The sequence below is a fragment of the Nostoc sp. DedQUE09 genome (assembly GCF_034530915.1).
Taxonomy (GTDB): domain Bacteria; phylum Cyanobacteriota; class Cyanobacteriia; order Cyanobacteriales; family Nostocaceae; genus Nostoc.
In genome coordinates this window covers 125222-138476 of sequence record NZ_JAVRCE010000016.1, presented here as the reverse complement: position 1 = coordinate 138476, position 13255 = coordinate 125222, and the positions used below count along the sequence as shown (strand labels likewise).

The window sequence follows — 13255 nt, the reverse complement described above, 5'->3', positions numbered from 1 at the left end:
ATCCGCAGGTGGTGGAAACCCATTCGCAGGCGGTGGGAACTCATCCGCAGGTGGTGGAAACCCATTCGCAGGCGGTGGGAACTCATCCGCAGGTGGTGGAAACCCATTCGCAGGCGGTGGGAACTCATCCGCAGGTGGTGGAAACCCATTCGCAGGCGGTGGGAACTCATCCGCAGGTGGTGGAAACCCATTTGCAGGCGGTGGGAACTCATCCGCAGGCGGTGGAAACCCATTTGCAGGTCGCGGTAGTGGCAGCGACCTTTTGACTGGTGCTGGTGGCAGTAGTAACTCATCCACAGGTGGCGGGAACCCATCCGCAGGTGGTAGTAATCAAGCTCGTGGTAGCGATCCTTTGACTGGTGCTAATAGCCAGACCTATGGTATTAGCACAAGTGAAATACCGAACGGGTTCGACTTGAGGGTTACTATTGACAACCTAGTTGACTCAAAGCTTGACAAGGAACTGGGTGGTGGAAAAACCCCATCATTTGGTGGTAGTGGACAAACCTCCCTATTTGGTGGTGGGCAAACCCTACCATTTGGTGGTGATGCACAAACCTCCCCATTTGGTGGTAGTGGACAAACCTCCCCATTTGGTGGTAGTGGACAAACCTCCCCATTTGGTGGTCAATAAATCCCCTTTGCTTAATAGAATCCTTGTGAAAATCAGCAGATAAATAGAAAAGAACAGTAATGAGTTCTTCAGTACATAGTATGCTAGTACAGCTTGGCGCAAATAAACATACCATTCGATAAAGCTCAAAAGCGTGTATTATCTGTGATGTACCTTCTGCCTTATTGTACTAGTTTGCTATTTTACGCCCTATAACTCTTTACAGGTAAGGATTTGAGAAACATTTTCTGCTAATTTGACAGTAAGATAATTAAAGCCTTTATTATTAAAGAGATTTTGGGTTTAGCAAATTCACAATTGGTATAAGAAGTACTGAAGATCCCATACCTTTTTAACTAAAAATAGGAAAATTTGTGCCAATGGAAGAGTCTGTTGTCAATCCCCTTAATGGTGGAGTTAATCCCTTAAGTGTAAGTGGCCCTAACAGCGTTAGTTCCTTTGCTGGCAATGGCAGTTTTTCTGCTGAAGGCAGCTTGTTACCGGGTGATACCAATCTGTTATTAGGTAACGGTAATAATACCATTCCAGGTGGCGGTATTAACCCGTTTGCAGGCGATGCTGGCAGTGGGCTTCAGAAATTAATATTTGATCGATTAAAGTCAATTTTAGGTGATAACTTTTTCAAGGGTATTGACAACACATTGGCAGGAGGTAGTAATCCTTTTGCAAACAGTGGTTATCCGATTCCAAATGGGGCTACTAACCCTTTGGCAGGTAACGGTAATGCAATTCCAAGTGGGGCTACTAACCCATTTGCAGGTAACGGTAATGCGATTCCAGGAGGAAGTAACCCGTTTGCAGGAGGAAGTAACCCATTTGCAGGCGGTGGAAACCCATTTGCAGGCGGTGGAAACCCATTTGCAGGCGGTGGAAACCCATTTGCAGGCGGTGGTAATGCGATCGCAGGTGCTGGAAGTCTGCTTCAACAATCGCCTTTCGATCCGTTGAAAGAAGTCCTTGGTAACAATATACCCTTTAGTAACACTGGGAATACATCTAATTCAGGTAGCCAAACCTTTAATCAGAGCAACGCACCGATTGGGAAAGGTAACAAGGATTCTGGTAGTAATAACGCAACTATTGGTAATTTTAACTCGGATTCTGGTAGTAACAGCGCAACCATTGGTAATGGGAACTGGAACTTTAATAATGACAACGCAACCATCGGTAATGGCAACTGGCTATTTGGAAAGAGTAACACAACTCTTGGTAACGGCAACTGGTATTGGGACGATGGAAGTAATAATTCAACATTAGGTAATGGTAATTGGCACTTCGGCAGTGACAACGCAACCATTGGAAACGGCAATTGGGATTTCGGTACTAATAACACAATTATTGGTAATGGTAACTGGGTTTTTACCAATGGAAATGAAATTATTGGTAATGGCAATTGGTTAACAAAGACTGACAACACAAAGATTGGAAACGTCAATAATCTCAGCAGTTTAAAGTTATCCCCATTAGGGATAAAAACTGATGTTAACAATCTGATTGACTCTCTTATAGGTAAAATAGGTCAAAATTTTCTTGGGTTTACAGGAAATTTTGATGAATCGAGTAGCCAAACGTTTAACCGCCTCATCTCTTCTAAAAGTGTTGGTAATGATACTGATATATCTAAGGATATTGAGCAACTTTTGGCATCACTCAGCCCAATTCAAGGAAATTTCATCAATTATCAGCCTGTGCAGAACCCTCAGCCCGTCCCAGAATCTGCTTCTTCAGTGCCGTTGGTAGTAATGGGAGTCGTGTGTTTGCTGTTGTCACTGTTCAAAAAACAACAACACTGTTAACGTAAATTCAATATTTTTAAGCTTATTGCGATCGCACTTGCTGTTTCTCTACCAGATTGACTTATAGCAATAGACATCTTGCAAAAATATATTTTTGCACTCTTAGGGTAAAGGGAAAGGATTTTGAGTTTCTTTACCCTTTTCCCCTTCACCTTTACCCTGACTTTTGCAATAAGTCTAATAATTAGCGAGAATTAATGCTGTCTGCACCAAGCGATTCTCATCGAGACGTTTTGCGATCGCACTACAAAGTTAAGTGAATGCATCGGCTTGCATTGTTAAGGCGGCGGCGGCCTTGTTAATGCATCGGCTTGCATTGTTAAGGCGGCGGCGGCCTTGTTAATGCATTGGCTTGTATTGTTAAGGCGGCGGCGGCCTTGTTAATGCATCGGCTTGTATTGTTAAGGCGGCGGCGGCCTTGTTAATGCATCGGCTTGCATAAGCTAATCCAATACGGTTCGGTTAAAGGGGAAAGGGGAAAGGGGAAAGGTTTTGAATACATCCTTTACCCTTTACCCGCAAACCCTTTCCCCAGACCACAAGGAAAGTGAAAAATGCTTATCCGAACCGGATTGTAAGCTAATCTACTCTTTCGCTAAGGGATTTCTAAAAAAAATATCCAATTAACTCCTGTGGGGTGGGCGTCTCGCCCGCCCAGCTTATATGGTGGGCAAGATGCCCACCCCACAATATTGGATAATTTATTTCTCGGAGTTCCCTATCTTTGTTTTAAACTGTCGCGTTTACACTTTGCATTTTTTAAATTTGGAGAAAAGCTTCAAATCCTCTCCCCGTAACCGTATCTATAATTAAAGGGGAAAATTAAGAGCTTTACAGGTTAGCTAAAAACTTCACCTTACTGTTATTTATTGTGTTGTATTGGGCACGTTAAATATAGAGTTTAGCACGTATACATATATGCCTAACCAAGATACAACACGTCGTTTGCGTCTTCAAACCATTAGTCAAGATGTTACTTCATTCCACGGTTTGCAAACTGTGAGCAACTACGATACAAGCCGTTCTAATGCCTCTGTTGCAAATATTCAGCAAGCTTATCAAGCGATGTTGGCATTGCAACAGGCTGAAACTGAGAAACTAGCTTTATACCGTGCTGCTGTTGATGCTGCTCGATTGGCAGAATGGGAATTTCACAATGCTGTATTAGCTATGAAAGAAGTTGTACGCGGACAATATGGTTCAGATAGCGATCAAGCCCAAGCGGTTGGACTAAAGAAAAAATCAAACCGCAGGCGTCCCACTCGCAAAAAGTCGGTTGCAGTTGCAAGTTAATTAACTTAACTAATCAAGTCAAGTTTAAATTAATAGTTAAGCAAGTTCGTAGTAAGGACTTTAGTCTTTATTTTCTAAACATTAAAGTCTTTACTACAAACTTTCAAAACTTATCAAGCGATCATTCTTTCTTTGATGTTATGACTGGTTCCCAGCCTGGAGGCTGGAAACCAGTCAGGGAGGCTCTGCCTCCTCTTTCTTGACCAGAGGCAGAGTCTCTCTGAATACATTCCCAGTCTTAAGACTGGGAACGAGACTAAACAATTAATAGTTAAGCAAGTTCGTAGTAAGGACTTTAGTCCTTATTTTCTAAACATTAAAGTCTTTACTACAAACTTTCAAAACTTATCAAGCGATCATTCCCTCTTCGATGTTATCTGTGCCAGTGCGAATCTCGTCGAGATTTTCCGGTAGAAATCCACCTGCTTGCATTTTCCATAATCTGTAGTAAGCGCCGCCGAGTGCCAGCAGTTTAGCATGGGAACCATCTTCGATAATCCGACCTTTGTCGAACACCAGAATTCTATCTAGATGCACGATGGTAGATAATCGATGAGCTACTACGATGACCGTTTTCCCATTCATGGCTAAGTCGAGGGTATCCTGGATCGCTTTTTCGGTAATTGAATCGAGGCTAGAGGTGGCTTCATCTAAGATCAGAATCGGCGCATCTTTGAGGATTACCCGCGCGATCACAATGCGCTGTCTCTGCCCTCCAGACAACTTGACACCACGTTCGCCCACCAGAGAATTGTAACCATCCTTACTTTGGACGATGAAATCGTGAGCATGAGCCTTTCGCGAAGCCTCCATTACTTCCTCATCGGTTGCATCCAAGCGTCCGTAACGAATATTTTCTAGCAAAGTGCGATGAAACAAAGACGGATCTTGGGGAATTAAGCTGATCTGAGCGTGTAAAGCATCCTGAGTCATGTCTCGAATATCGACCCCATCAATGATAATCTGTCCAGATTGTGGGTCGAACAAACGCAGAATCAGATTGACAAAGGTGGATTTTCCAGAGCCGGATAAGCCCACCAGTCCGACACGCTGTCCCGCTTGGATAGTGACAGAAAGGTTGTTGAAAACTTTTTTCTCTTCTGTGTAGTTGAAATTCACTCGGCGAAACTCAATCTTACCTTGAGTGATTGAGTGGGCGATCGCTTTCTCGCGATCGACTAATTCGTGGGGTTGAACAATGGTGAAAACACCATTGGCGACATTCCCAATATGTTCAAAAAATTCCAGAAAACGGCGGCTCAAATTGCGGGCTTCACTGATGATCAACAGTGATAAGCTAGTTGCTACAACGAAATCAGCAGTAGCGATCGCTCCTTGACTCCAGAGAGAAAGCGAGTAATACAGTGTGCTAATTTTCAGAATAGCTGCTGAGATAAACTGAAACCAGCGAATTCGCTCCGAGTACCAGTTGGACTCTCTCACGTGTTTGAGTTCGCGCCTTAATTGCTCGTTCAAATAGCGTCGTTCAAAACCAAAGCGAGCAAACAGTCGGCTACTAGTGAGATTTGTGACTGTATCTACAATGATGCCAGTTGTCTCACTTCTGGCGGCTGCGGCTTTCCGGGAGTAAAATCGGCAGCGAGTTGCCAGCCAAAACGAAATACTGATGAAGAGAACTGCCCATATTCCCACGAGTGCAGCCAGTGGAGGATAGGCGCGATACAGTATTGTCGTGGCGACGGAATACACAACAATTACTGGCATAAATTCAGTAATCATCATTTGCATCGTTTGGGTAACACCCAGAGAAGTTTCGCTAATCCGATGTGCTAATGCCCCAGAAAAACTGCTGCTTAAGTAGCGATGCGAATGGTGTTGCAAGTAGGCATATAGCGATCGCACAATGTGCTGTCGGTGGATGGGATGGAGAATCGTTTGCAAGAGTCCAGCCGAGCGCCCAAATACTACTTCACCCACACTTAAGCCGATGAACAACATTAAGGGTTGTTTCATGGCATCAAAAATGGGCTTGCTGTCCCCCGTTGATCGCGCCACGCCCCGGATGATCTCGCCAATAGCATAAGGCAACATGATGCCACAGGTTGCGTGTATTACCTCCAGGATTACCATTAACACATACCACCAGCGAAACTGGTTCACGAAATAGCAAATGAACCTAAATGGAGTTGATGGTAAATCTGGTGCATCAGGAGCACGTTGAAAGGATTTAGATTGTCTAGCTTTTTTCGTCATGAAAGTCAATCTCTTAGCATCATTTTAACTTTTCTACCAGATAAAAATGGACGACTAGATAAGCCGTCCGATGGCATTAGAGACTTTTAGAAGTACTCCACTAGTAGTTCGCCAAGTGAACTTGACGGGCTAAAGGGAAAGGGGGAAGGGGGAAAGGTTTTAAATCCCTTCCCCTTTTCCCTTTCCCCTTTACCCAGCCCTTACAAACGCATTTTTGGGTTGGCAGACTACTAGACCATAATTTCTTTTGGTGTGATTGCAGCATAGACATCAGGTGGGAGTAACGCTTCCTGAATGTTGATTTTCTTTGGTATTACACCCTCGTCAAAAAACAAATCTGCCACACGTTGTTGTTCTTTAATTAGTGCAGGGCTGAGTCCTCTGCGTCCTGCAAAAGTGCGACGAGACATCGCTATTTCTACCACATCTGGATCGAGCTTTTGTTCAGTAATCATCAATTTGGCAACTTCGCCTCGATTTGCCTCTGCCCATTTGTCAAGCTTATTAAGCTCTTCAATGATAATTTTTAGCAAGCCAAGATTTTCCTCGGCAAATTTTCTGTCAGCAATATAATAGCCACCAGGAGAATCTAGCCCAACAGAATCTTTAAGCACTCGAATTCGACCCATCTTTTGAGCGATCGCATAGTGCGGATCTCCTGTCATCCAAACTGGAATTTTACCTTCGATAAAAGCAGCCCGCGCTTCGATAGTCGGCAGACTTCTGATTTTAATATCTTTAAGGGTTAAGCCGATTGATTGCAACGCTCTGATAATAAAGTAGTGTGATGCCGAGCCTTTTTGAAAGTAAACTTCTTGACCTTTGATATCCTCAAACTTCTGAAGGGGAGATTCCGGCGGAACAGCAATAACACTACTTGTCCCCGTTCTTCGGTTTCTTTGTGTACCGACTACATAAACAAGTTTTGAGCCAGCCACTTGTGCAAAAATTGGTGGTGTTTCTCCCACCGATCCCACGTCAACTTTTCCCGCGGCCATCCCTTCCATCAGTTGTGGCCCTTGGACAAATTGCGCCCATTCTACCTTAATTCCCAACGGCTCCAAACGTTTTTCTAAAACTTTCCGATTTCGGAAAAGATCCCCCGCACTCTGATATCCCATGCGTAGAACTTTAGTTTTTATCCCAAGGGAACCTTCATTGGCATTAATACTGTTTGTAAAAGAAGATTGTTGGCTTTGTTCGCTACAACTTCCTAACAGATATGCCATAGAAAATCCACATAGCCCGGAAGTAGCAGAATGAAGAAAACGACGGCGTTTAATCATAGCTATTTTATCCATGAGATATTTCTGATTTGAGTCATTAGTCATTTGTCATTAGTCATTTGTCATTTCCATAATTTCTAACGAAGAGAATCTCCTCTTCGGTATTCGGCGGTTATGTCGTCTAACTTTTGTTTCAAATTGTCGTCAAGTTTTAGTTCTACCGCCTTGAGGTTGTCAGCAAGTTGTTCTGGACGGCTAGCACCAATGATCGGGGCAGTGATAATGGGATTAGATAATACCCAAGCCACTGCTAGAGTGGTGAGGGAAAATCCAGCGAGATCCGCTACCGTGCGTAAATCTTCAACAGTATTGAACTCGCGATCGCGCCAGTAGCGTTCTTGATAACGTTCTGCGGCAGCACCTAACGTAAAACGCGTACCTGATGTGGGGCCTTGAGTAAAATTGTGTTTACCTGTAAGTAGACCACCCGCCAATGGATTGTAAGAAATTACACCCAATCCTTCTTCTTTCGCCAGGGGCAATAGTTCTCGCTCAATTTCGCGGAATAACAGGTTGTAGCGGGGCTGAATTGAGATGAACTTGGTTAAATTGCGCGTCTCAGCACGACCCAAGGCGCGGGCGAGTCGGTAGGCTAAGAAGTTAGAAACCCCGATGTAGCGCACCTTACCAGCACGAACCACTGCATCCAGCGCTTCCAGAGTTTCATCAAGGGGGGTTGAAGCATCGTCGGAGTGCAATTGATATAAATCGATATAATCAGTTCCCAGTCGTCGCAGGGAAGCATCGATCGCATCCAAAATATGTTTACGCGAAGCTCCCTGATCCCAAGGTGCAGGGCCAACTCGACCAACGCACTTGGTAGCTAAGATAAAATATTCGCGTTTGCCTTTGAGCCAGCGCCCAACGATTTCTTCAGTGCGTCCAGCAGTAGCAAGCCCACCACCGAGGGGATAAACGTCGGCTGTATCTAAAAAGTTAATACCGCCATCGGCGGCGGTGTCGAGGATTTGCCTGGAAGTTTCTTCGTCGGTCTGCAAACCAAAGGTCATAGTGCCGAGACAAAGACGCGAAACGGTCAATCCAGTTTTACCGAGATTGGTAGTTGGTAAGGTCATAAAAATGTTGTTGATTGAGAAAGTTTTGAAATTTTTAAATAGAATGCAATGCGATCGCAAAACTAAAACCTTATAAGACACATCGATTAAGCCATAATTAGCCCGATGTCGATATTTTTAAGGTGTGAACCAATTTAACCAACCTTCCCAGTTTTGGACGATCGCAGCAAATTCTGCATAACCATCTGCTTTTGGGTGAGCGCCATCATTAGCTTTTGCTTCTGCTAGCCAGATTGGTGACTTCACCAAACTAGAAAACACATCAAGATACGGAACATCTAGTTCATTACAAACCAACGCGAATTTCTCTGACAGATTTGCAAGAATTTGATTTCTTTTTTCTTGATCGACATCACCACAGGGTGGCGGACTAACCATCAAAATCGGATAGAGTTGCTTTGCTTGGCTTAAGATACTGCGAGCATTTGCGATCGACTCTGAAAGTTCGATTCCTTGCTGTTTACCCGCCCATCCTGAATCGTTTGCCCCAAAGGAAAACACTACTCGACCATCGGATTCTTTTGGGAGACGATAAGAGACTTCCGAGTACCAACGTTGTTTGAGATACCGACTAGTTTCTGCCCGCACGCCCAAGTTGTAATGGGTGATAGCGTATCCTCTTGACTCAGCATTGCGGCACACTCTACCTGTCCAACCCAGAAACTCTGGATCGCCTGTGCCATTGACAAAGGATTCACCAATAAAACAAATTCTGATTTCTTTGCGAGAATCTGACATAATTCAACTTAATTTTGCCGAAAAAGCTCGGTTTTGCTTTGAGAAGAAGCATTATGTTCATGATTCTAGAAGATATTAATATATTGTTATGTTAGGAAGGCAGGACGCTGCCTACCCCACTGAATATTGCAAGTTAGTTTTTGAACATTTCACCTCAAGCAACTACAGAAATTTCACGCCGATTCTGGGAAATTAGCCACTGTTGTAACTTCGGATCGCCGTATACTTCATCTGCAATAAAATGATCGCCTTCCGGTAGCACCGTCAAATCAACTTTCCCCCCGACTTTGCGTAAGCGCTCAACAAAATTCTCTGTATCCTCAATCGGCAGATTTTTATCCTGTCCACCTTGGAATATCTGAACGGGAATGTTTTTGAGTGCAGCTAGTTCGCTTTCTGCTAATGTTTTCGGTACACGTCCAGACACAGGTACTAAACCTGCGAAGCGATCGGGATGTAAAGCAGCGATATGCCAGATACCCGCCGAGCCTAAGCTGAACCCAGCCAATATCACCCGCGCTGGATCGACGGGTTGGGAAACAATCAGTTCATCAAGCAAAGTAAGCACATCATCTGCTCGATCTGCCCAAGTCTGTTCGGCCAGAATTTGGGGTGCAGCAAAGACATAAGGTAACGAGTCGGATAAATCCACGAAACGAGGTAAACCCCATTTCAATAGCACATTCAAATCCGTCCCGCGATCGCGTCCTCCGTGCAGAAAAAGTACTAAGGGCGCAGGTTTGTTGGCATTGTCAGAAACAGGCGAGAAAAGATAAGGCAAGGAACCATTGTTGGTGTCGTGAGAGCGTTGTTCAACAGGCATTGTTGTGACTCCTAATTTGATTTGGGGATTGGGCAGAGGGGCAGGGGGGCAGGGGGGCAGGGGGGCAGGGGAGCAGAGGAGCAGGGGGGCAGAGGGGCAGAGGGGCAGAGGAGCAGAGGGGCAGGGGGGCAGAGGAGAAAAACATTACTGCAACTTCTCTTCTGCTCCCTCATCTCGCCTTTTACCCTACTCAGTGCTAAGTCTTAAGTCCTGAGTGAATTAAGAAGTACTTAGCACGGGCTAAACACCCCGCTACCGCTAACGAAACTCAGCACTCAGCACTCAGCACTCAGCACTCTTTATGCCACTACTAGGCTCTTGTCCACTTGTTTAAATTCGGTGTTACTTACCTTGGATTCGATCGCTGTACCCTTGAAGAAATCGGGGTTAGCTTGGGTGTAAAACTTGTAGGGATTAGCGAATACATAGGATTTGAAGTCGGCTTCGGAAATAACGCCTTCTTGAACCAAATCCCAGCTTTCAGCCAAGGGGGAAGTTAAGTCTGGCACATCCCAGTGACCAACATCGGAGGAATAGATGGCGTTGATTTTGACTCCCAAGGGATTGGCTTTGTCATTAAATGCCGTAGCGATCGTGCGATCGTCGGACTCGGAACCAAAGAAGAAACTATTCACCCAGCGATCGCGGATGTCTTCAATTGTTTCAATACCTGCGGCGGCAAAATCATCTAATTCGCTACCAATCGGCGCACGGCTATGACGGCTGAATGAAGCTCCCAGTACAGTCTTGGTCAATTCATCCTTATCGAGGGAATACCCTTGAGCAACTTCTGCACCGTAGCGCTCAAATATTTCAAACAACTCATCGGCATTTGTCAACGCTGGATTGTAGTTTTCCAGTGCCTTGATATTGCGCTTCAAGAACCGATCTACCAAATGAATGTAGACACGCGCACCCCAATCTGCGCCACCTTCCAGCATCGCTACACGCAACTGCGGAAAACGCTTGGTAACACCGCCGAAGAACAGCGCTTTTGCAAATGCTTCCGAACCATCGGCGAAGTGACCGATATGGTTGTTCATGTAATTACTGATGGAAGAGCGGCCAGTCCAACCCTGGCTGCCGTAATGGGTGGTGACGGGTACGCCAAGTTCCACGACCTTGGCCCAGAAAGGATCGTAGTCGTATTCACTATCTAGTCCGTAAAAGTCGATATAAGAAGCGTACTTGGCGATTTCGGGGAATTTATCAGCTGGATATTTATCAGCGATCGCTTTGATTGGCCGTTTCACCCCGCCAGTGATATTAATCACTTTTAAGCCCAGTGTTTTCACAGCGAACTCTAGCTCCTCAATGCCTTCTTGGGGAGTAGTTAATGGGATACCAGCTACCGGTGTCAAGCGATCGCTATATTTCCGGTAAATATCAGCATGATAGTGATTGACCGCGCGTTGCAGTGCTTGACGATTCTCTGGGCTAGCTCCAGCTGGTGCTAAGACATTATTGGGAAATAGCACCGAATAGTCCGATCCCTGTTCCGCCTGACGCTCATAAAGCAATCCGGGGAGAGTATAAGTGGCGAGATCCAATGTATTTTTGGTAACTCTAGCCCACCAAGGCGATCGGATTGTGCGGTTATATTGACGTTCTTCAGGAGTTTGTTGATACCAGTCTTTACCATTGCTCTTAGAGTTAAGACGGGAAGCTTCCGTCTTACGTAACTCATCTACAAGTTTCACACCGCCGTACTTAGCGATATAATCCTCAAAAGCTGGCGTGAAATCATTGGTGTGAACGTCGGTGTCGATTACTGGATAATCAAGAGTTGCTCTGATTGCAGCAGAGCGTGAGGTCTTCAATCGGCTATATTCAGTCATGTTTTTTTCCTTGCCTACGGCACAAAAATTACAGAGTTTTTCAGCATCAATGGTGCTATTGACAAATAAATTTCCTGTAGAGACGGCGATTTATCGCGTCTCCCTACAATTTTCTGTAAGGCGGCGATCTACAGAAAGTACGGTTTAAAAGGTATGGCATAAGCATCCGTGAAAAATTCATTTACGCCACCACCAGGTTCTTATCCACTTTTTTGGCAGTAAAACCATTGCCCGGTCGAGGCAATCCCAGATTTTCACGCAAAGTACTGCCCTCATATTCGGTACGGAACAGTCCGCGTTTCTGCAAGATGGGGATGACCAAATTAACGAAGTCGTCCAACCCTGTAGGTAGGATTGGCGGCATAATATTGAAGCCGTCTGCCGCACCGTTGATAAACCATTCTTCTAACTGATCAGCAATACTTTCGGGACTACCAATTATGGTGCGATGACCCCGCGCCGTAGCGACAGAGAGATATAACTGGCGCAGCGTGAGATTGCCACGATTTACGAGATCCGTCAGCAACTTCAGGCGGCTCTTACCACCGTTGGTATCACTGGGCAAAGGTGGGGCGAGATCGTCGAGTGAATAGCCGGATAAATCGATGCCCTTATAACGCGTTTCCAGTAAACCCCATGCTACCGATGGGTGAATTAGCGATTGCAGGAATTCGTATTTTTCTTGAGCTTCTTCTTCAGTGCGGCCAATCACCGGGAACACACCCGGCATGATTTTCAAATCGTCCAGTTGGCGGCCATATTTAGCCAACCGACCTTTCACATCAGCATAAAATTCCTGTCCGTCTTCCAGCGTTTGGTTAGCAGTAAAAATAACTTCAGCAGTTTTTGCCGCCAGTTCACGGCCGACTTCTGAAGCACCAGCCTGCACAATCACCGGATAACCTTGAGGCGGACGACCGACATTCAAAGGGCCTTTGACAGAAAAATGTTTGCCTTTGTAGTTGAGTGTATGCAGTTTATCTGGGTCGAAATAGACACCAGATTCTTTGTCTCGGATGAAAGCATCATCTTCCCAGCTATCCCACAGACCTTTCACTACTTCCACAAACTCTTCGGCGCGTTCATAGCGCTGGCTATGCTCTAAATGCTCATCACGACCGAAATTACCTGCGGCATTCTCATTACCTGTGGTGACTACATTCCACGCTGCTCTACCGTTACTCAGATAGTCTAGCGAGGCAAACTTACGTGCAAGTGTGTAGGGTTCTTCATAAGTGGTTGAAGCGGTAGCAACAAAGCCAATGTGTTTGGTTAATGGGGCCAGTGCAGAAAATAGTGTCACTGGCTCAAACTTAGCTAATTTACCGTTGCGCTTTAGCACCTCTGGTTCACTATTGTCTTGTAGGCTGGGGCTATCGGCCAGGAAAACTGCATCGAACAAGCCGCGTTCGGCGGTTTGGGTAATTTCCTTGTAATGCTCGAAATTTAGCCCAGCATCTGCTTGTGAATCGGGGTGACGCCAAGCCGCGATGTGGTGGCCGGTGGCTTGAACGAATGCGCCTAAACGAAGCTTGCGTGTTGTGCTCATATCTTTTT

The 13255-nt window shown here is 45.3% G+C and carries 9 protein-coding genes and 1 pseudogene; 3 read left to right on the top strand and 7 right to left on the bottom strand.

Going from position 1 to position 13255, the window contains the following annotated elements; translation table 11 throughout:
• The 3 genes and pseudogenes from RMY27_RS13270 to RMY27_RS13260 all read left to right on the top strand — a co-directional run.
• Positions 1 to 634: pseudogene (locus RMY27_RS13270) on the top strand (hypothetical protein); the annotation flags it as partial.
• A gap of 359 nt (positions 635 to 993) precedes the next feature.
• Positions 994 to 2430, top strand: a complete 1437-nt coding sequence (locus RMY27_RS13265; RefSeq protein WP_322663845.1) for a hypothetical protein — start codon at positions 994 to 996, stop codon at positions 2428 to 2430.
• 918 nt (positions 2431 to 3348) lie between these two features.
• A complete protein-coding gene (locus RMY27_RS13260; protein WP_322663843.1) occupies positions 3349 to 3723 on the top strand; it encodes a hypothetical protein in 375 nt (124 codons plus the stop codon).
• 348 nt (positions 3724 to 4071) lie between these two features.
• On the opposite strand, the gene RMY27_RS13255 is transcribed toward RMY27_RS13260, so the two are convergent.
• From RMY27_RS13255 to RMY27_RS13225, 7 genes are all read right to left on the bottom strand, one after another.
• A complete protein-coding gene (locus RMY27_RS13255) occupies positions 4072 to 5937 on the bottom strand; it encodes an ABC transporter ATP-binding protein (protein WP_322663841.1) in 1866 nt (621 codons plus the stop codon).
• 230 nt (positions 5938 to 6167) lie between these two features.
• Positions 6168 to 7223 (bottom strand): aliphatic sulfonate ABC transporter substrate-binding protein, encoded by a 1056-nt coding sequence (locus RMY27_RS13250; RefSeq protein WP_416212340.1) that lies wholly within the window; start codon positions 7221 to 7223, stop codon positions 6168 to 6170.
• A 77-nt stretch (positions 7224 to 7300) separates the two neighbouring features.
• Positions 7301 to 8299: an aldo/keto reductase gene (locus tag RMY27_RS13245; protein WP_322663837.1), complete on the bottom strand. Its 999-nt coding sequence runs from the start codon at positions 8297 to 8299 to the stop codon at positions 7301 to 7303.
• Between the two features lie 117 nt (positions 8300 to 8416).
• Entirely contained in the window at positions 8417 to 9037 is a 621-nt protein-coding gene (locus tag RMY27_RS13240) for a GDSL-type esterase/lipase family protein (protein WP_322663836.1), read from the bottom strand.
• A gap of 154 nt (positions 9038 to 9191) precedes the next feature.
• A complete protein-coding gene (locus RMY27_RS13235) occupies positions 9192 to 9860 on the bottom strand; it encodes a dienelactone hydrolase family protein (RefSeq protein WP_322663834.1) in 669 nt (222 codons plus the stop codon).
• A gap of 299 nt (positions 9861 to 10159) precedes the next feature.
• Positions 10160 to 11698 (bottom strand): amidohydrolase family protein, encoded by a 1539-nt coding sequence (locus RMY27_RS13230; protein ID WP_322663832.1) that lies wholly within the window; start codon positions 11696 to 11698, stop codon positions 10160 to 10162.
• A gap of 181 nt (positions 11699 to 11879) precedes the next feature.
• Positions 11880 to 13247: an LLM class flavin-dependent oxidoreductase gene (locus RMY27_RS13225; RefSeq protein WP_322663830.1), complete on the bottom strand. Its 1368-nt coding sequence runs from the start codon at positions 13245 to 13247 to the stop codon at positions 11880 to 11882.
• Between the last annotated feature and the right edge of the window lie 8 nt (positions 13248 to 13255).